Origin of the sequence: Kitasatospora sp. NPDC088779, assembly GCF_040685395.1 — a bacterium.
In the GTDB taxonomy this organism is placed as follows: Bacteria; Actinomycetota; Actinomycetes; order Streptomycetales; family Streptomycetaceae; genus Kitasatospora.
This window is the reverse complement of record NZ_JBFBHW010000014.1, coordinates 82,496-101,055: the sequence shown is the minus strand read 5'-3', so window position 1 is coordinate 101,055 and position 18,560 is coordinate 82,496. Positions and strand designations below refer to the sequence as shown.

Sequence of the window (18,560 nt, the reverse complement as noted above, 5' to 3'; positions counted from 1 at the left end):
TTCGTTCAGTTCGTCCACTCATGCACGGGCTCCTCCCGAGTGGCGGCGGGCAGGGTGAGCAGCATGGTGGTGCCGCCCCCGGGGGTGTCCTCGACCTCCAGGCTGCCGCCCATGGCCTCGGCCAGACCGCGGGAGAGCGCGAGGCCGAGGCCGACACCGGTGGTGTTGTCGGTGTCGCCGAGGCGCTGGAAGGGCAGGAAGACCCGGTCGCGCTCCTCGGGGGCGATGCCGGGGCCGCGGTCGATCACCCGGATCTCGACCTGGTCGGCGTGGTGGCTGGCGGTGACCAGGACGGGCGCGCCGGGTGCGTTGTAGCGCAGCGCGTTGGTGATCACGTTGGCGAGCACCCGCTCCAGCAGCGGCGGGTCGGCGAGCACCGGCGGCGCGGTGTCCAGGTCGAGCGGCTGGATCGGGGCGTACGGGTCGGGGAGGCTGTCGAGCGCCCGGGGCAGGATCTCGTCGAGGTGGGTCTCGGCGAGGTGCAGGGTGAGCGCGCCGGCCTGGAGGCGGCTCATGTCGAGCAGGTTGTCGACCAGGCGGGTGAGCTTGACCAGCGACTCGTCGGCGGTGGCGAGCAGTTCGGCCTGGTCCTCGGGCGAGAACTCGACGTCGGGGCTGCGCAGCGAGCCGACCGAGGCGAGCGCGGCGGCGAGCGGGGTGCGCAGGTCGTGGCTGACGGCGGCGAGCAGGGCGGTGCGCATCCGGTCGGCGGCCTTGATCGGCTCGACCTCGGCGGCGACCACGGCGAGCCGGTCGCGTTCCAGCGCGACGGCGACGTGCGCGGCGAAGGCGGTGAGGACGCGCTGGTCGGCGGCCGGCAGCCGGCGGCCGGTGAGGACCAGGACGGCGTCCGCGCCGACCGGCACCTCGGTGGTCTCGCTCTGCCCGTCAGGGTCGTCCTGGTGCTCGGCCTCGGAGTGGGCGAGCACCTCGTCGTCGATCCGGGAGAGCAGGGCGACGGCCTGCATGCCGAAGGCCGTCCGGGACTTCTCCATCAGGGCGGACAGGGCGTCGGCGCCGCGCAGCACGCTGCCGGCCAGGGTGGAGAGGGTCTCGGCCTCGGCGGTGGCCCGGGCGGCGCGACTGGTGAGCCGGCTGGCGTGGTCGACGATGGTGGCGACGGCGAGCGCGACGGTGGCGAAGACGACCAGGGCGACGATGTTGTTGGTCTCGCCGATGGTCAGGGCGTGTATCGGCGGGATGAAGTAGTAGTTGAGCAGCAGCGAGGCGGTGACCGAGGCCAGCAGGGCGGAGGTGGCGCCGCCGAGCAGGGCGACGATGACCACGCCGAGCTGGAAGATCAGCGCGTCGGTGGTGAGGTTGATGCTCTCGTGCGCCTGGGACAGGACGGCGGTCAGCAGCCAGGGCACCACGAGGCCGGCCGCGTAGCCGGCGATGGTGCGGCGCTTGGAGTGGCGGCGGCCGAGCGAGGGCAGCCGGCCGCGGCCGGTGAACTCGTGGGTGACCATGTGGACGTCGATGTCCTCGGAGTCGTCCACGGTGGTCTCGCCGATGCCGGGGCCGGTGAGGAAGCGGTTGATCCGGCCGCGGCGGCTGGTGCCGAGCACCAGCTGGGTGGCGTCGTGGGCGCGGGCGAAGGTGAGCAGCGCGGTGGGGATGTCGTCGCCGACCACCACGTGGTAGCTGCCGCCGAGGGTCTCGACCAGCTGGCGCTGCTGGGCGAGCGCGCCGGAGGAGGCGCCGGCCAGGCCGTCGCTGCGGGTGACGTGGACGGCCAGCAGGTCGCCGCCGGCGGTGCGGTCGGCGATCCGGGCGGCGCGGCGGATCAGGGTCTCGCCCTCGGGGCCGCCGGTGAGGGCGACCACGACGCGTTCGCGGGTCTCCCAGACGCGGTCGATGTTGTGGCTGGCCCGGTAGTCGCGCAGGCCCTCGTCGACCCGCCCGGCCACCCAGAGCAGGGCGAGTTCGCGCAGGGCGGTGAGGTTGCCGACCCGGAAGTAGTTGGAGAGCGCGGCGTCCACCTTCTCCGCCCTGTAGACGTTGCCGTGGGCCATCCGGCGGCGCAGCGCCTGCGGGGCCATGTCGACGAGTTCGATCTGGTCGGCCCGGCGGACCACCTCGTCCGGGACGGTCTCGCGCTGCGGGATGCCGGTGATCTTCTGGACGACGTCGTTCAGCGATTCCAGGTGCTGGATGTTGACGGTGGTGATGACGTCGATCCCGGCGGCCAGCAGTTCCTCGACGTCCTGCCAGCGCTTGGCGTGGCGGCCGCCGGGGATGTTGGTGTGCGCCAGTTCGTCGACCAGCACGACGGACGGACGGCGGGTGAGCACCGCGTCGAGGTCCATCTCGTCGAACTCGGCGTCGCGGTAGGAGCGTTGGACACGCGGCAGGACCTCCAGGCCGTCCAGCATGCCCTCGGTGTGGCGGCGGCCGTGGCACTCGATGTACCCGACCGCGACGTCGGCCCCGCGCTCCTGTCTGCGCCGGGCCTCGTCCAGCATCCGGTAGGTCTTGCCGACCCCCGGGGCGGAACCGAGGTACACCCTCAGCCGGCCCTTGCGGACGCCGGTGCCGGGGGTGAGGTCGCGGGCCATGGGCACTGCTCTTTCGTTCCTGCGAGGGCTGCCGCCAGGGCGTCCTCGGGCCGGGGTCGGGACGTACGGCGGCCGACCCGGGCGCGGGGGTGGTGCCCCGGCCCGGGTCGGCCTGTTTCACGGATCCAGCCGTTGACCTGTCACTTCTGCTCCGCCGGTCATTCCTGTTCCGCCGGTCACTTCTGTTCCGCGAGTGCCCGGTTCAGCAGGAGGACGTTGACGCCCTCCTGCCCGAGGAAGCCGAGCGAGCGGCCTTCGGTGTACTTCTCGACCAGCTTGTGCACCGCGTCCGCCGACAGGTTCCGGGTCTTGGCGACCCGGTTCACCTGCTCCTCGGCGTAGGCGACCGAGATGTACGGGTCGAGGCCGGAGCCGGAGGCGGTCAGCGCGTCGGCCGGGACGCTCTCCGGGGCGACGCCGTCGAACTCGGCGGCGGCGGCGCGGCGGTCGTTGACGGCCTTCAGCAGGTCGTCACTGTTCGGGCCGAGGTTGGAGGCGCCGGACGAGGACGAGTCGTAGCCGGTCCCGGCCGCGGAGGGGCGGGGCTGGAACCACTTCGGGTCCGGCTGCGCCTCCTCCTTCGGGTCGTCGGGGTTCTTCTTCGGGAGGTTGAAGTTCTGGCCGATCAGGCTGGAACCGACCTCCTTGCCGTCGGACTTCACGAGCGAGCCGTTGGCCTTCTCGGTGAAGGCGACCTGGCTGATCCCGGTGACCAGCAGCGGGTAGGCGATCCCGAGGATCGCGGTGAGCACCAGCAGCGCCCGCAGTGCGGTGAAGTGGGTGCGGACGGTCGTCGGCAGGGGCTTGGACATCGGATTCTCCTCTCTCAGCTCAGGCCGGGGATGAACTGGACGATCAGGTCGATCAGCTTGATGCCGACGAACGGCACCACCAGACCGCCGAAGCCGTAGACCCCGATGTTGCGGCGCAGCAGGGAGCTGGCGTCGGACGGGCGGTAGCGCACGCCGCGCAGGGCGAGCGGGATCAGGCCGATGATGACGAGGGCGTTGAAGATGATCGCCGAGGTGATCGCGGACTGCGGGCTGTGCAGGCCCATGATGTTGAGGTGGCTCAGGCCCGGGTAGACCCCGGCGAACATCGCGGGGATGATCGCGAAGTACTTGGCCACGTCGTTGGCGATCGAGAAGGTGGTCAGCGCGCCACGGGTGATCAGCAGCTGCTTGCCGATCTCGACGATCTCGATCAGCTTGGTCGGGTTGGAGTCCAGGTCGACCATGTTGCCGGCCTCCTTGGCCGCCATGGTCCCGGTGTTCATGGCCACGCCGACGTCGGCCTGGGCGAGCGCGGGGGCGTCGTTGGTGCCGTCGCCGGTCATCGCGACCAGCTTGCCGCCCTCCTGCTCCTTCTTGATCAGCGCCATCTTGTCCTCGGGGGTGGCCTCGGCGAGGAAGTCGTCCACGCCCGCCTCCTCCGCGATCGCCTTGGCGGTCAGCGGGTTGTCGCCCGTGATCATGATGGTCTTGATGCCCATCCGGCGGAGCTCGTCGAAGCGCTCCCGCATGCCCTCCTTGACCACGTCCTTGAGGTGGATCACCCCGAGGACGCGGGCCGGCTTGGCGCCGACCTTGGTGGCCACCACCAGCGGGGTGCCGCCGGCCGCGGAGATCCCGTCGACCAGGGCGGAGACCTCGTTGCCGACCGAACCGCCGTTCTCGGTCACCCAGTTGGTGACCGCGCCGGCCGCGCCCTTGCGGACCTGGTGGACCGCCTCGGCCTCGTCCAGGTCGACGCCGGACATCCGGGTCTGGGCGGTGAACGGGACCCAGGTGGCGTGCGTCAGCTCGCCCTGGGCGCGGGCCCGCAGGCCGTACTCGGTCTTGGCGAGGACCACGATCGAGCGGCCCTCCGGGGTCTCGTCCGCGAGGGAGGACAGCTGCGCGGCGCTGGCCAGTTCCTCGGTGGACACGCCCGGGGCGGGCAGGAACTCGGCGGCCTGGCGGTTGCCCAGGGTGATGGTGCCGGTCTTGTCCAGCAGCAGGGTGTTGACGTCGCCGGCCGCCTCGACGGCCCGGCCGGACATCGCCAGCACGTTGCGCTGCACCAGCCGGTCCATGCCGGCGATGCCGATCGCGGAGAGCAGCGCGCCGATGGTGGTCGGGATGAGCGCCACGATCAGGGCGACCAGGACGATCATCGACTGCGGCGCGCCCGCGTAGGTGGCCATCGGCTGCAGGGTCACCACGGCGACCAGGAAGACGATGGTCAGCGAGGCGAGCAGGATGTTCAGCGCGATCTCGTTCGGCGTCTTCTGCCGGGCGGCGCCCTCGACCAGGGCGATCATCCGGTCGATGAACGACTTGCCGGGCTCCGAGGCGATCTTCACCACGATCCGGTCGGACAGCACCTTGGTGCCGCCGGTCACCGCCGAGCGGTCACCACCGGACTCGCGGATGACCGGCGCGGACTCGCCGGTGATCGCCGACTCGTCGACGCTCGCGACGCCCTCGACGACGTCACCGTCGCCGGGGATGATCTGCCCGGCCTCGACCACCACGTGGTCGCCGAGCCGCAGCGCGGTGCCCGGCACCTCCTCCTCGGCCTGCGTGGCGGGCCAGTCGGTGAGCCGGCGGGCGACGCTCTCGGTCTTGGTCTTGCGCAGGGTGTCGGCCTGGGCCTTGCCGCGGCCCTCGGCGACGGCCTCGGCCAGGTTGGCGAAGATCGTGGTGAGCCAGAGCCAGACGGTGATGGCCCAGGCGAACACGGACGGGCTGGCGATCGCGGAGACGGTGGTGACCACCGAGCCGACCTCGACCACGAACATGACCGGGTTCTTGACCATCACCCGGGGGTCGAGCTTCTTCACCGCGTCCGGCAGGGACGCGACGATCAGCTTCGGGTCGAGCAGGCCGCTGGCCACTCTGTGCTGCGCGGCGGGCTCAGCCTTGTCGGCCGGTGCGGGGTTGAGCGTAGGGGTGGACATCAGGAGAGACCTTCCGCGATCGGCCCGAGAGCCAGGGCCGGGAAGTAGGTGAGGCCGACGACGATCAGGATGACGCCCGACAGCAGGCCCACGAACAGCGGCTTGTGGGTGGGCAGGGTGCCCGGGGTGGCCGGGACCGGCTGCTGCTGGGCGAGCGAACCGGACAGCGCCAGGACGAAGACGATCGGCAGGAGGCGGCCGAAGATCATCGCCAGGCCGAGCGCCGTGTCGTACCAGTCGGTGTTGACGGTGATGCCGCCGAAGGCCGAGCCGTTGTTGTTGGCGGCCGAGGTGAAGGCGTACAGCACCTCGGAGAAGCCGTGGGCGCCCGAGTTGAGCATCCCGGCCCGCTCCCCCGGCAGGGCCATCGCCAGGCCCGTGCCGACCAGCACCAGGGTCGGCGTGGTGAGGATGTACAGCGAGGCGAACTTCATCTCCCGGCCGCCGAGCTTCTTGCCCAGGTACTCGGGGGTGCGGCCGACCATCAGACCGGCGACGAACACCGCGACGATCGCCAGCACGAGCATGCCGTACAGGCCGGAGCCCACACCGCCGGGCGCGATCTCGCCCAGCATCATGTTGAAGACCGTCAGCCCGCCGCCGAACGGCGTGTACGAGTCGTGGAAGGAGTTCACCGCGCCGGTCGAGGTCAGCGTGGTCGAGGCGGCGAACAGGCCGGAGGCGGCGATGCCGAAGCGCTGCTCCTTGCCCTCCATCGCGGAGCCCGCGGCCTGGAGGGCGGTGCCCTGGTGCTGCGACTCGGCGAAGGTGAGCAGGGCGACCGAGGCGACCCAGAACAGGCCCATCACGGCGAGGATCGCGTAGCCCTGGCGGTTGTCCCCCACCATCCGACCGAAGGCCCGCGGCAGCGCGAACGGGATCAGCAGGATCAGGAAGATCTCGACCAGGTTGGAGAAGCCGGTCGGGTTCTCGAACGGGTGCGCGGAGTTGGCGTTGAAGAAGCCGCCGCCGTTGGTGCCGAGCAGCTTGATGACCTCCTGGGAGGCCACCGGGCCGCCCGGGATCTTCTGCACCTCGCCGCTGAGCGTGGCCACCTCGTGGAAGCCGTGGAAGTTCTGGATCACGCCGGAGGCGGCCAGGACCAGGGCGAAGACGATCGAGATCGGCAGCAGCAGGCGCAGGTTGATCCGGGTGAGGTCCACCCAGAAGTTGCCGACCCGGTCGGTCCGGTTGCGGGTGAAGCCCCGGATCAGCGCGCCGACGACGGCGATGCCGACGGCCGCGGAGACGAAGTTCTGCACCGCCAGGCCTGCCATCTGCGCCAGGTGGCCCATCGCGGACTCACCGGCGTAGGACTGCCAGTTGGTGTTGGCGACGAACGAGATCGCGGTGTTCCAGGCCTGGTGGCCCTCCATCTGCGGAACGCCCAGGTTCAGCAGCAGGTAGCCCTGGAGGCGGATCAGGCCGTAGAGGAAGAGGACGGAGACGGCCGAGAAGGCCAGCACCGAGCGGAGGTACACCGGCCAGCGCTGATCGGCGTCGCCGTCGACGCCGATCACCTTGTAGATGCCGCGCTCGACTCTGAGGTGCTTGGTGGTGGTGAGGAGCTTGGCGATGTAGTCGCCAAGGGGGCGGTAGCACAGGGCCAGTGCCCCGACCAGGGCCAGGGCCTGCAGCCAGCCCGCGAGAGTGGATCCCATGTCAGAACTTCTCCGGGAAGATCAGCGCCACGACGAGATAGCCGACGAGCGCGACGGCCACGATCAGACCTGCGATGTTCTCCGCGCTCACAGCTTCTCCACCCCCCGCGCGATCAGGGCGATGACGGCGAACACGGCGACCGTGACACCGACGTAGATGAGATCGGACATGGGCTCCACCAGAGCGGTTCGGGAGACTGCCGCGGGCGGGCCGGGGGCTTCGCGCGGCGCCGGCGGACGACCGGCAGATGCAGCAAAGCAGCCGTCAGAGGCGCGTTATGGCTCCCTGACGCCCTCCATACGGGTGACTGCGGGACGTTGACGCGACCTTGACGCCCGCTTCACCGGGCCGTGACCGTCGTCATCAGGCCGTGATCGGCCCGGCGCCGGAACGCCGGAAGCCCCGGGATTCCGGGGCTTCCGTACGGGTGGGGGTGCGGGTTGGTACGGGCTTCGTGCGGGCGGGGCCGACGGAGGCCCGGGGGGCCGGCTACTGCTCCGGTCAGACCTTCTCCGGCGCCGGGAGCCGCTCGTACCCGCTCCCCGGGGCCGGCTCGCCCCGGCGCACCGCGCCGGGCGCCCGGCGCGACGGACCGCCCGCGCGCCCGGAGGAGGTCAGCTGCCACGGCACGCTGATCACCATCACGCCCGCCGTGAACAGCAGCCGGCTCTTCAGCCACAGCGCCGACTGGTTGTGCAGCAGGTGCTCCCACCAGTGGCCGACCACGTACTCCGGGATGAACACGGCGACCGCCTCCCGGGGGCTGTCCCGGCGGTGCTCCCGCACGTACGCCAGCACCGGCTTGGTGATCTCCCGGTACGGCGAGTCCAGCACCTTCAGCGGCACCCGGACGCCGGCCTCCGTCCACTGCCGCTCCAACTCGCCGGTCGCCTCCGGCTCCACCGCCACGGTCAGCGCCTCCAGCGAGTCCGGCCGGAACGCCTCCGCGTAGCCGAGCGCCCGCAGCGTCGGCTTGTGCAGCTTGGACACCAGCACGATCCCGTGCACCCGGGCGGGCCGCGCCGACTCGGCCTCCGGGTCGTCCACCGCCAGCTCGGCGGCGACGCCGTCGTAGTGCCGGCGGATGCCGCGCATCATCAGCCACAGCACCAGCGCGGCGACCACGGCCAGCCAGGCGCCCTGGGTGAACTTGGTGAGCAGCACGATCACCAGCACCAGCGCGGTGACGACCGCGCCGAAGGCGTTGATCACCCGGGAGCGCAGCGCCGAGCGGCGCACCGCCGGGTCGGTCTCGGTGGCCAGCGCCCGGTTCCAGTGCCGGACCATGCCGATCTGGGACAGCGTGAAGGAGGTGAAGACGCCCAGGATGTACAGGTGGATCAGGCTGGTGACGTTCGCGTCGTACAGCCAGAGCAGCCCGCCGGCCACCACCGCGAGCGCGATGATGCCGTTGGAGAAGGCCAGCCGGTCCCCGCGGGTGTGCATCTGCCGGGGCAGGTAGCGGTGCTCGGCCAGGATCGAGGCCAGCAGCGGGAAGCCGTTGAAGGCGGTGTTGGCGGCCAGGATCAGCACCAACGCGGTGACCGCCTGGATCGCGTAGAACAGCACGCTGTGGTCGCCGCCGAAGATCGCCGCCGCGAGCTGGGCGATCACGGTCTGCTGGGGCGTGCTCGCGCAGTCGCCGGGGAAGCCGGACAGCCGGCAGGCGCCGCCCTCGGTGATGTGCACCTTGGCGATCAGCGCGAGGGCGGTGATGCCGGCGAACATCACCACGGCCGTGGTGCCCATCACGGCCATGGTGCGCGCGGCGTTCCTCGCCTTCGGCGCCCGGAAGGCCGGGACTCCGTTGGAGATCGCCTCCACCCCGGTCAGCGCCGTACAGCCGGAGGCGAACGCCCGCAGGCCCAGCATCAGCAGGCCGAGGCCGGCCACCGTGTCCTTGCCGTCCTCCGGGAGGATCCCGTACGAGGCGCTGGACGCCACCGGCGCGTCGCCGAGCGCGACCCGGACCAGCCCGGTGACCACCATCAGCAGGATGCCGCCGATGAACAGGTACGTCGGCGCGGCGAAGGCCTTGCCGGACTCCCGGACGCCGCGCAGGTTCACCGCCATCAGCAGCAGCACGAAGCCCAGCGCCAGCCAGACCCGGTGACCGGCCAGCGAGGGCAGCGCCGAGATGATGTTGTCCACCCCGGAGGCCACCGACACCGCGACCGTCATCACGTAGTCGACCAGCAGCGAGGCGGCCACCACCAGACCGGAGTTGGCGCCGAGGTTGCGGGACACCACCTCGTACGAGCCGCCGCCGCTCGGGTAGGCGTGCACCACCTGGCGGTAGGACATCACCACGACCGCCATCAGCGCGACCACGCCGGCCGCGACCCACGGGGTCAGGTAGAGGAAGGCGGCGCCACCGACGGTGAGCACCAGCAGGATCTCCTGGGTCGCGTAGGCGACCGAGGAGAGCGGGTCGGAGGCGAAGATCGGCAGCGCCAGCCGCTTGGGCAGCAGCGTCTCGCCGAGCTCCTCGCTGCGCATGGCCCGGCCGATGACGAGGCGCTTGAGCGCCTGGGGCACGTTGAACACGTTGGCGAGCGTAAGTTCGGTCGGACACGACGGAATCCGTTGCGGCGCCGGCCCGGCACGTCCCGCCCTCATGGACTTCCCGCAGGTCAGGGCCACTGCGGGCGGGCACGTGCCGGGCGTATCGAGGGCGTCAGGGCCGCCCCGTTAAGACCGCGTCAAGATACCGGGTTGTTATCGGGCGTCCAGGCTGTGGACGCCCAGCACCTCAGCGGTGGCGGCCCGGGTCACATCCGCATCCGCAGCCGGCAGACCACCGCGTCGGTGTGCCGGCGCAGCGCGCGGTCGATCACGGCGCCGCGCCGGTTCTGCAGCGCCCGCTGCCACCAGCGGGCCGGCTCCACCTCCGGGATCAGCACCGTCAGCCGGTCGTAGGCGTGCTCCTCGCCGAGCCGGTTCACGAACGCGGCGATCGGCTGGCCCAGCCGGCGGCGGTCCTCCGGGATCTCCACCAGCGGCACGCCCGGCTGCCACAGCTCCCAGTCCCGCCGCAGCGCCTCCGCCTCGGCCTGCTCGTGCACCACCGTCACCGCCAGCACCTCGTCCCCGAGCGACAGCGCCGCCGACAGGCCGTCCCGGGTGAGCCGGGTGATGGCCGTCACCGGCACGACCACCAGGCTGCGCTGGCGGGTCACCGCGCCCGGCACCCGGCCCAGCTCCAGCCGCTCCCCGATCAGTCCGTAGCTGCGGTGCACCGCCTCGAACAGCACCACCAGCAGCGGCAGCGCCACCACGATGCCCCAGGCGCCCTCGGTGAACTTGGTGCCGGTCACCACCACCGTCGCGACCCCGGTGAGCAGCGCGCCGAACCCGTTCAGCACGGCCTTCCGCACCCAGCCGGCCGGCCGGTGCACGGACCAGTGCCGGACCATGCCGACCTGACAGATCGTGAACCCGACGAACACGCCGATCGAGAACAGCGGCACCAGGCTGTTCACGTCCCCGCCCGAGCCGACCAGCAGCGCCGCCGACACCAGGGCGAGGAACAGCACCCCGTGCCGGTGCACCTGGCGGTCGGCCCGCAGCGCGAACACGTGCGGCAGGTGGTTGTCCCGGGCGAGCAGGTGCAGCAGCACCGGCAGCCCGCCGAAGGAGGTGTTCGCGGCCAGCCCGAGCAGCACCACGGTGGCGAACTGGACGACGTAGAAGGCGGCGCCGTGGCCGAGCGAGGCGTCGGCGAGCTGGGCCAGCACCGTGACGCCCTCCACCGGCTGGAGGTGGAAACGGCCGATCAGCACGGCCAGCCCGATCAGCATCACGCCGAGCAGGGCGCCGAGCACCACCTCGGTGTGCTGCGCCCGCTTCACCCGCGGGGTCCGGAACGACGGGACGGCGTTCGCCACCGCCTCCACCCCGGTCAGCGCCGAGCACCCGGCCGCGAACGCCTTGAGCAGCAGCAGCGCGCCGACGGTCGTGGCGTTCTCGGCCAGCGTCGAGGCGTGGCCCGCGGCGGCCGCGGTGCTCGCCGGGCCGTCCCGGAACAGGCCGACCACGATGATCGCCAGGATCGACACCACGAAGACGGCCGTCGGCGCCATGAACCAGCGCGCCGACTCGGCGATCCCGCGCAGGTTCACCGCCGTCACCAGGGCCAGCACGCCCAGGCACAGCCAGACCCGGTCGTCGTACAGGCTCGGCACCGCCGAGGTCAGCGCCGCCACCCCCGCGGTCACCGAGACCGCCACGTTCAGGATGTAGTCGATCACCAGCGAGGCGGCCGCGGTCAGCGCCGTCCGTCGGCCCAGGTGCTCCTTCGCCACCGCGTACGAGCCGCCGCCGTCCGGGAACGCCGCGATCACCTGCCGGTACGACGCCACCAGCACGCCCAGCAGCACCGCGATCGCCACCGTCACCGGCAGTGTGAAGCCCAGCCCGTACGCCCCGGCCGCGGCCAGCACCAGCACGATCGACTCCGGCCCGTACGCGACCGAGGCCATGGCGTCCAACGACAGCGCCGCCAGACCGCCCAGCGCACTCAGCCGGTGCCGCTCGTCGCCCGCGCCGGTGTCCGGCGGTTCGGGTTCGGCCGTGACGGCCTGGGTGGTGATGGCGCTGGGCATCGGACGGAACCTCCGCGATCGGTTGTTCCTCCGATCCTGCGGGCCGCACCCCCGCCCTCCCCCCGACCCCTACGCGTTCCTGACGCCGTCCCAGGAACCATTGACGGGCCCTTGACGCACCGCGGGAGAGCTCATGGCGGGGGGGTGGCGGGGATGGGTGGGCCGCTGTCCCGGCGGGCGCCGGTTGGGAAGACGACCAGCTCTTGCGAAGAACCCCCGGCGCGCCCTACGCACACCCGGGACACCACCACAATCACGCTGAACGGCCCCACCCACCCCCGCACCCACTCTGCTGCCTGCTGACCGTAATTGCAAGCAATGCGCAATAAGTGTCCTCGCCGCCGGCACGGCAGCGCCGCGGCGCCCACGCGACGATCACGCGGCGGGAAAACGACAACGGCCCCCGATCCGCGTCTCCGCAGATCGGGGGCCGTTCTCTGTCCTGTGGCTGGTGCAGGGTTCGAACCTGCGTAGCTTACGCGGCAGATTTACAGGCCGCTGACCAGGGGCGCTCTGACCTGGGAACTCTCGCTCGTGGGCCCTACCTGGTCCGCCCCTGGTCCGGATCATGGTCCGAACGGCCCTCACTTGGACCACCTTGAGAGCGCAGCGAAGGCCGGGGGCGGGCAGCGATTTCGCTGCCCGCCCCCGGCCTTTCGTGTTTCACGCCACACCCCGACGCGCCCCCATCGAGCACCGCCAGTGCTCGCACCCCGCGCCTCGATGACGACCGCGTGAGCGATCCACCCCCTCGCGGCCGCGCTCCGCACCGGCAACTTGCGGCGCAGGAGACCGGCGCCCTCGAAGCCGGACGCGTCGATGAGGGCACATCCCCCCCAACAGGCCCCGGCCCGCCCGGCGGGCAGAACAGGCGACACGCCGAAGGGCGTCTGGGCCCCGGACGGATTCGTCCGGGGCCCAGTCGCGCACGTACTCTGGAAGAAGTGCGAAACCCCTTCGCCGACTGGCGCGTGAGCGCGTGTCAGCGATCCCGGCCGCAAGGTGCGGGCGGATTCACGGCGCCCGCTCAGGCGGACGTCGCGATCCCGACCGCAGGGCGCGGCCGGGATGGTTCGAAGGGGTGGAGCATGACCGCGTCTCATCAGCAGCAGCCGGCCGACGAGGATCCGGGCGGCGCAGAGCCGAAGAACGCGGGGAGGCTCCACAGGGATGGGGTGCGCCGACTGCTTGCCATCTGGCGAGGGGTGAAGATGGCGTACGACATCTGGCAGCTGTTCCAGGACTTCTGGAGCTAACTGCTTAGCACGATGGCCCAGCCGCTCCAACGGCCAGGCCATCGCCAGTGCGACTGTAGAGCCACACCGTAGGTACAGAGGGTCCGTCTCGGAACCCCTGGTGTTAGCGCACCAGGCGAGGCGGGCCCTCTTCCATGCATTCGATGATGCTCACGCACCTCAATGCACTAAGTCTCTAATGACGATACCAGGATGTCTTCTTCATGGTAGGCATTGTCTTGTCACAGCGGGTGGCTCCCGGAAGCGCATCGCCTGTCCCAACTAGTCCGACTGACCAGTCTTGATGCTGCTGGAGCGAGTCAACGGCTAGTCGTCGCGTATGTCGAACCACAGGCATACGCAGAGCTTCGCCAGCTGTCTCGGTAGTTGCAGGTCAGGCGAGGGCATCTGAGACGAGTTGCATCGAGTCCACGACCACCACAGCGCCGGCGGTGGCCAGCTTGGCGTCCTTCCCCGGCTTGTTGGCGTAGCCGATCGTCGGGACTCCGGCGGCCTTCCCGGCCTCGACATCACGGGCCGCGTCGCCGATGAAAATGCAGTGCTCCGGTCTGGTGCCTGCGCCTTCCATCGCTTCGAGCAGGAGGCGCGGGTTCGGCTTCATGGACGAGGGGTCGCCCGGGGCGCGCCCGAAGACGCCGGTCACATAGTCGCTGAGGCCGTGCTCGGCGAGGTAGGCCTCGATGGCCGCGCCCGCGTTGTTGCTGACCACGGAGACCAGCCGACCGGAGCGGACGGCAGCACGCAGGAGAGATTCTCCGCCCGGGGTCGGGCGGGCGACTCGGATGGCTTCAGTCTCCAACGCGACCAGCGCCGCATCCGTGCTCGCCGTGAGATCGGGCCGGGCGTCCGCGACCAGCCGGAACAGGGCGAGCGGATCGTTCTCCTCGGCCGCCCCGGCCGGGGCCTGCTCGCCACCGGCGAGCAGGCCCTCGCGGAGTCGGCGCGCAACCTCCGAGGCGGGGAGGCCGGCGAAGACCGAGCAGACCGGGCCATCGAAATCGAGAAGCACGTGCTTCACCGGCCGCAGCACGTCGGCGAGTTGCTGAGGCGTGGCGGTCATGGCTGCCGCTCGTAGGCGATCGTGCTCCACACGCTGTCGAACCACATCTGGGCCTGCTGGACGTACTGCGATCCGAGCGAGGCGTCGTCCGGCCCGGCGGCATGGTGGAACAGGGTGGTGTCCTTGCCGGTGACGTCGTAGAAGGTGTGGGCGGTGTCGTCGATCGCCACGGTGCGCTCGCGGAGCGGATAGAAGCCGAAGAACGCCTCCGACCGGTTCAGGATGTACAGCTTGAACAGGCTGGATGCCCGATGGACCTTGACCTCGACGCTCGCATTCTGGACGAGGCCCAGCTCTGCCAGCATCTCCACCGAGTGAGCGATGCCGCCGGCGTTCGTCAGGGCGATGTTGCGGGCGCGCTGCCGGAGGGCTGTCTCATCCTGGAGCCCGTCGACCAGGACCGGCACGGCCATCGGCGCTGTGGTGTCCGGCAGCAGCAGGCGGACCGTGATGGACTCCGGCGCCAGCCGGCCGGAGCGGACCTTGTCGAGCGGTTCCTGCAGCGCGTTGTGCAGCGTCTCGCTGGAGAAGCCCGCGAAGTCGAGGGTCACCTGCTGCTGCTCGAAGGCCGCTTCCAGGTGCGGCCGCAGCCCGACTGGCCGAGAGGTCCTCTCGCGGACGAATGAGCCGCTCCCCTGGCGGGTCACGATCAGCCCCTCGGTGCGGAGCAGGTCGAGCGCCTTGTCCACCGTGCCGCGCGCCACGCCGAAGTGCTTCGCCAGCTCAGGGCCGGAGGGCAGCTTGTCGCCGGTCTCGAAGCCTGGCTTCTTCGTGAGGATCGAGGCCCGCAGAGAGCTGCCGACCTGCTGATACGGGGGGCGGGAGTCGTCCGGGTCTAGGGCCATCTCCCCATGCTAGGGCAGGTGCCCAAGAGGGGCGAGAAACCCAACTCTCTTGACCTGCCTAAGCAGGTTGTCTATGTTGTGAGTGTCGCACCAAGTGAGACAGAGGCGACACAGAGGGGCCTTCTTTGGGCTGCTCTGAGCTGCACAAACGCACCCGTGAATGGACGGCGCCCGCCGTACCCGGGGTGAAGGGGCCCGGGATAGATCGGGCCGAGGCAACCGGCGCCTTGGCAGTCCGGATGGCTAGAGACCGAAAGGTCAACGCCGTCCATGCCTGGGAGCACATCCCGAAAGGACGGCCCGTCGGGTCCTGCTCTGCCGGATCCGACCTGTGAACGAGTGACTTTGGCCCGGCCCTTCCGCTCGCGGTTGGGCCGTGGCCATGGCTACTCGTACGCCACGAGTAGCTGGGCCCACATGAGTTGGGCTGGCGCGCGTTCCTTGGCCGGAGCGCGCCAGCCCCAGGCCCGCCCTCTACCAGAGACGAGGCAGACCCATGAAGTCGATTGTTGCAGGGCAGATGGCCCTGACGCCGGACGAGTTCGCCGAGTTGGCGCTCGGCGTGGACTCGGATTTCACCCGGCTGTTCACCGGGGTGCCCGGTGAGAGCGAGACCGAGCGGAACGCCCGGATGGACGCCGCAGACGACGTCCTGGCGGACCTGCGCCGGGAAGACCCGGAGCTGGCCGCCTACGCCGAACGACTGCTGAGCATGGCGCCGGTGCCGCTGCGACGCCCGGCGGTCATCCGCCGCACGGCGAGCGTCGAGCGGGTGGCCGCGTGATGGCGAGGCTCGCGCTCACGGCGCGTTCACCGCGCGCCGGGTGGTGGTCGCTGTGAAGGCGCCGATCAGCCAGGACCAGATCAGCTCGGCCGAGAAGGCGTTGGCCGTGGGGACGTGGACGATCACGCTCGGCGCGGTCCTCTACAGCATGCTCACGGTGACCCCGCTCATGTCCCGACACACCCCGCAGGACTGGCGGTGGACGGCCCCGATCCTGCCGCTGGTCGTGGACGCGGCGGTGGTGATCGTGGTCCGCATGGACAGCACGCTCGCCCGACTCAACGGCGACGGCGGCCGGTGGCCAGCCGTGCTGCGCTGGATGACCGGCGTCATGACGGTGCTGCTCAACGTGGGTCAGTCCGCCCTGGACCAGGACAAGGTCGGAGTGGCGGTCCACTCGGTGGCCCCGCTGCTGCTGATCGTCACGGCGGAGACTTCGCTCGCCTACCGGCGCACGATTGCCGCCGCGCTGATGGACCGTGAGGCCCGTGAGCGCGATGAGCGGGCCGAGCGCGACCGCATCGCCGAGGAGAAGCGCCGCCAGGCCCGCGAGGACCGGGTGGCGGAGTACGAGCGGGCCAACCAGCGCGAGCGTGAGCGCCGTGAGCACGAGCAGCAGATGGTCCGCGAGCAGCGTGAGCACGACGACCGCATGGCCCGCGAGGAACGCGAGGACAAGGCCCGCCGGGAGGACTCCGAGCGGCGTGAGCGTGAGCGCCGTGAGCGCGAGGCGAGTGAGCGTGAGCGCGGTGAGCGCGAGCGTGAGCAGGACGCCGCGCAGGGGGCCGAACGGCTGCGGCAGGAACTCCTGGCCGCGCCCGCGGTGACCGAGCGCCTGCCCGAGAACGAAGCCCGGCTGACCGTCCAGACCGCCGTGACGCTCGGCATCCCGCAGCGCCGGGCGGTCGAGCTGACCGGCTGGTCGGCCGGATGGATCGCCGCCCGCTACCAGGAACTGCGCTCCGCCCGCCCGGAGCTTCCCGCCCTGCATGCCGTGCCCGCCGGCGCCGCCTGACCCCACCCCCTTGGCCTGCTCCGCTGACCTTCAGCAAGGAGACCCCTGTCATGTCCGTGACCGAAATCCAGGTGGTCAGCTTCGGCTACCTGCATGGCGCCCCGCCCGAGGCGACCCTCGTGCTCGACCTGCGCCGGCACTTCCGCGACCCGCACGTCGACCCCGCCCTGCGCCACCAGACCGCTCACGACATGCCCGTCCGCCAGGCCGTCATGGCCACCCCGGGCATCCGCGAGCTGATCGTCAGCGCCGCGCTGCTGGCCGACGCCTACGACGCCGGGCCGACCACAGCGCCGCTGACCATCGCAGTCGGCTGCGCGGGTGGACGGCACCGCGCCCCCACGGTCGCCATGACCCTCGCCCAGCGCCTCGCCAAGACCGGCGCCCCCGTCCGCCTCACCCACCGCGACCTCGACAAGCCCGTCATCAACCGCTGAAGGAGCCCGTGATGCCGCTCTTCCGCCGTAGCCAGCAGCCGCAGTCCGGCCAGCAGCGCCGAGCCACCGCCGTCCGTGAGGCCGACCGCGCGGGCCACGCCCAGATGGACGCCAAGATCAGGCGCCGCACCGCGATCGAGACCAACCCGCCCGCCCGCGCCTGGTGGCGCTCCTCCTGACCCCAGCCCCCTGTGGTGCACACCCCCGCACCCCTCCCGCACACCTCAGGTATGCGGGGTGCGCACCACCCCTGACCAGGGAGAATCCCATGGGCTACATGCTCTGCCTGATCGTCCTGCTGGTGGACCTCGCGATCATGGTCGTGGGCCTCTGCGAGCTGATCCGCCGGGGCGGGTGGAACCGATGACCATCCCCCCGCCCCCGTCCCAGCCGCCCACCGCCGGCATGACTCCCGACACCGACCCGGTGGTCGCCGAGTGGTGGCGCAAGTCGGGCCCCCGCATCCCCCAGCCGTCCCAGCCCCTACCCAACACGACCGTCTACACCCCGGTCCCGATCGGCACCGGCCCCGCTGCCGAGGCCGCATCGGTGGCGGCCGCCGCAGAGGCCTTCTGGGCCCCGGTCGGCAAGATCCTCGCCGAGCAGGCCACGACGATCGCCTCGCAGGTCGGAGACCAGATCGGCCAGCTCCTCACCGAGACCGAGGCCCAGCGCGCCGCCCGCCAGCAGGTCGAGTACGAGACCCTGCTCGCCGCCCAGCGCGCCCGGATGGACTCGGCACTCGGCAAGGTCGGAGAGACCGCCCAGGAAAAGGCCCGGCGCCACCGCGTCGAGGACATCCTCACTCCCACCGGTCCCAGCCACCGGGACAACCTCGTCGGCTTCGCCGACCTGCTGGCCGAGCGAATCACCGAGACCCCCCAGGACCGGGCCGCCCGCCTGGAGGCCGCACGCGAGCTCGACCGGCAGCGCGCCCGCACCCGGGAGGACGCCGCCCGGGCCGCCGCAGGGGAGACCCCCGCCCAGCGCGACCTGCGCCACCGTCAACAGCGGCTCGCCGAACAGCGCGAGGCCAAGCAACGGGCCCGGCGCGAGCGCCGCCGGGCCGCCCGCGCCAAGGTCGGCTCTTCCGACCGCACCCGCCGGTTCCGCCGCTGGTGCATCCTCACCGGGATCTCGGCCGTCGGCGGCTACTCCACCGGCCTGGTGTCGCTGATCGCCCCGGGCGGGCCCTACGTCGGCCTGCTGCTGGCCGCCGCCGGCTGGGCCCTCGACCTCCACCTGCGCGACCGCGGACGCCTGCGGGTCTCCGAAGTCCGGGGCCCCGGGCCCCTCCTGATCCTGATCGCCCTGCGCGTCCCGGTTGCCTCCGGCATCGCCGTCGCCTCCGGCATCGCCCCCCTCTTCGCCGCCCTCCCCCTCTTCTAGCCCGTCAGG

The 18,560-nt window shown here is 71.4% G+C and carries 15 protein-coding genes; 6 read left to right on the top strand and 9 right to left on the bottom strand.

From position 1 onward, the window contains the following. Nucleotides 1–5 precede the first annotated feature (5 nt). The 7 genes from AB0P03_RS16035 to AB0P03_RS16005 form a co-directional block, all read right to left on the bottom strand. Nucleotides 6–2,558, bottom strand: a complete 2,553-nt coding sequence (locus AB0P03_RS16035; RefSeq protein WP_363629361.1) for a sensor histidine kinase KdpD — start codon at nt 2,556–2,558, stop codon at nt 6–8. A gap of 176 nt (nt 2,559–2,734) precedes the next feature. Then, complete coding sequence (gene kdpC, locus AB0P03_RS16030; protein ID WP_363580040.1) at nt 2,735–3,370, bottom strand: potassium-transporting ATPase subunit KdpC; 636 nt, start codon at nt 3,368–3,370, stop codon at nt 2,735–2,737. 14 nt (nt 3,371–3,384) lie between these two features. Next, nucleotides 3,385–5,499, bottom strand: coding sequence for a potassium-transporting ATPase subunit KdpB (gene kdpB, locus AB0P03_RS16025; RefSeq protein ID WP_363580038.1), 2,115 nt, complete (start codon nt 5,497–5,499; stop codon nt 3,385–3,387). After that, nucleotides 5,499–7,160 (bottom strand): potassium-transporting ATPase subunit KdpA, encoded by a 1,662-nt coding sequence (kdpA, locus tag AB0P03_RS16020; RefSeq protein ID WP_363629360.1) that lies wholly within the window; start codon nt 7,158–7,160, stop codon nt 5,499–5,501. The genes kdpB and kdpA overlap by 1 nt, the downstream gene beginning before the upstream one ends. Nucleotide 7,161: 1 nt before the next feature. Beyond that, a complete protein-coding gene (kdpF, locus tag AB0P03_RS16015) occupies nt 7,162–7,251 on the bottom strand; it encodes a K(+)-transporting ATPase subunit F (protein ID WP_037971201.1) in 90 nt (29 codons plus the stop codon). Between the two features lie 411 nt (nt 7,252–7,662). Continuing rightward, the gene (locus AB0P03_RS16010; protein WP_363580293.1) at nt 7,663–9,660 is read right to left on the bottom strand and encodes an APC family permease; all 1,998 of its coding nucleotides are present in this window, start codon (nt 9,658–9,660) and stop codon (nt 7,663–7,665) included. A 272-nt stretch (nt 9,661–9,932) separates the two neighbouring features. After that, complete coding sequence (locus tag AB0P03_RS16005) at nt 9,933–11,765, bottom strand: APC family permease (protein ID WP_363580034.1); 1,833 nt, start codon at nt 11,763–11,765, stop codon at nt 9,933–9,935. Nucleotides 11,766–12,853: 1,088 nt separating this feature from the next. Here AB0P03_RS16005 and AB0P03_RS16000 point away from each other — a divergent pair. After that, the gene (locus AB0P03_RS16000) at nt 12,854–13,021 is read left to right on the top strand and encodes a hypothetical protein (protein WP_363629358.1); all 168 of its coding nucleotides are present in this window, start codon (nt 12,854–12,856) and stop codon (nt 13,019–13,021) included. 373 nt (nt 13,022–13,394) lie between these two features. Here AB0P03_RS16000 and AB0P03_RS15995 read toward each other — a convergent pair whose 3' ends face one another. Further along, entirely contained in the window at nt 13,395–14,081 is a 687-nt protein-coding gene (locus tag AB0P03_RS15995) for an HAD-IA family hydrolase (RefSeq protein WP_363629357.1), read from the bottom strand. After that, nucleotides 14,078–14,926 (bottom strand): GntR family transcriptional regulator, encoded by an 849-nt coding sequence (locus AB0P03_RS15990; RefSeq protein WP_363629356.1) that lies wholly within the window; start codon nt 14,924–14,926, stop codon nt 14,078–14,080. Before AB0P03_RS15990 ends, AB0P03_RS15995 begins: the two co-directional genes overlap by 4 nt. Before the next feature lie 496 nt (nt 14,927–15,422). Here AB0P03_RS15990 and AB0P03_RS15985 point away from each other — a divergent pair, with 496 nt between their 5' ends. The 5 genes from AB0P03_RS15985 (at nt 15,423) to AB0P03_RS15965 (ending at nt 18,551) form a co-directional block, all read left to right on the top strand. Then, nucleotides 15,423–15,710, top strand: coding sequence for a hypothetical protein (locus AB0P03_RS15985; protein WP_363629354.1), 288 nt, complete (start codon nt 15,423–15,425; stop codon nt 15,708–15,710). Nucleotides 15,711–15,816: 106 nt separating this feature from the next. Continuing rightward, complete coding sequence (locus tag AB0P03_RS15980) at nt 15,817–16,725, top strand: DUF2637 domain-containing protein (RefSeq protein ID WP_363629352.1); 909 nt, start codon at nt 15,817–15,819, stop codon at nt 16,723–16,725. A gap of 50 nt (nt 16,726–16,775) precedes the next feature. Further along, complete coding sequence (locus AB0P03_RS15975; protein WP_363629350.1) at nt 16,776–17,162, top strand: RNase adapter RapZ; 387 nt, start codon at nt 16,776–16,778, stop codon at nt 17,160–17,162. A gap of 11 nt (nt 17,163–17,173) precedes the next feature. Further along, entirely contained in the window at nt 17,174–17,341 is a 168-nt protein-coding gene (locus tag AB0P03_RS15970; protein ID WP_363629349.1) for a hypothetical protein, read from the top strand. Between the two features lie 184 nt (nt 17,342–17,525). After that, the gene (locus tag AB0P03_RS15965) at nt 17,526–18,551 is read left to right on the top strand and encodes a hypothetical protein (RefSeq protein ID WP_363629347.1); all 1,026 of its coding nucleotides are present in this window, start codon (nt 17,526–17,528) and stop codon (nt 18,549–18,551) included. Nucleotides 18,552–18,560 lie beyond the last annotated feature (9 nt).

What these genes read in the sequence shown, in the direction of transcription:
- AB0P03_RS16035 (WP_363629361.1), bottom strand. Translation starts at nt 2,558, where the DNA reads ATGGCCCGCGACCTCACCCCCGGCACCGGCGTCCGCAAGGGCCGGCTG.
- kdpC (WP_363580040.1), bottom strand. Translation starts at nt 3,370, where the DNA reads ATGTCCAAGCCCCTGCCGACGACCGTCCGCACCCACTTCACCGCACTG.
- kdpB (WP_363580038.1), bottom strand. Translation starts at nt 5,499, where the DNA reads ATGTCCACCCCTACGCTCAACCCCGCACCGGCCGACAAGGCTGAGCCC.
- kdpA (WP_363629360.1), bottom strand. Translation starts at nt 7,160, where the DNA reads ATGGGATCCACTCTCGCGGGCTGGCTGCAGGCCCTGGCCCTGGTCGGG.
- AB0P03_RS16010 (WP_363580293.1), bottom strand. Translation starts at nt 9,660, where the DNA reads ATGCGCAGCGAGGAGCTCGGCGAGACGCTGCTGCCCAAGCGGCTGGCG.
- AB0P03_RS16005 (WP_363580034.1), bottom strand. Translation starts at nt 11,765, where the DNA reads ATGCCCAGCGCCATCACCACCCAGGCCGTCACGGCCGAACCCGAACCG.
- AB0P03_RS16000 (WP_363629358.1), top strand. Translation starts at nt 12,854, where the DNA reads ATGACCGCGTCTCATCAGCAGCAGCCGGCCGACGAGGATCCGGGCGGC.
- AB0P03_RS15995 (WP_363629357.1), bottom strand. Translation starts at nt 14,081, where the DNA reads ATGACCGCCACGCCTCAGCAACTCGCCGACGTGCTGCGGCCGGTGAAG.
- AB0P03_RS15990 (WP_363629356.1), bottom strand. Translation starts at nt 14,926, where the DNA reads ATGGCCCTAGACCCGGACGACTCCCGCCCCCCGTATCAGCAGGTCGGC.
- AB0P03_RS15985 (WP_363629354.1), top strand. Translation starts at nt 15,423, where the DNA reads ATGAAGTCGATTGTTGCAGGGCAGATGGCCCTGACGCCGGACGAGTTC.
- AB0P03_RS15975 (WP_363629350.1), top strand. Translation starts at nt 16,776, where the DNA reads ATGTCCGTGACCGAAATCCAGGTGGTCAGCTTCGGCTACCTGCATGGC.
- AB0P03_RS15970 (WP_363629349.1), top strand. Translation starts at nt 17,174, where the DNA reads ATGCCGCTCTTCCGCCGTAGCCAGCAGCCGCAGTCCGGCCAGCAGCGC.
- AB0P03_RS15965 (WP_363629347.1), top strand. Translation starts at nt 17,526, where the DNA reads ATGACCATCCCCCCGCCCCCGTCCCAGCCGCCCACCGCCGGCATGACT.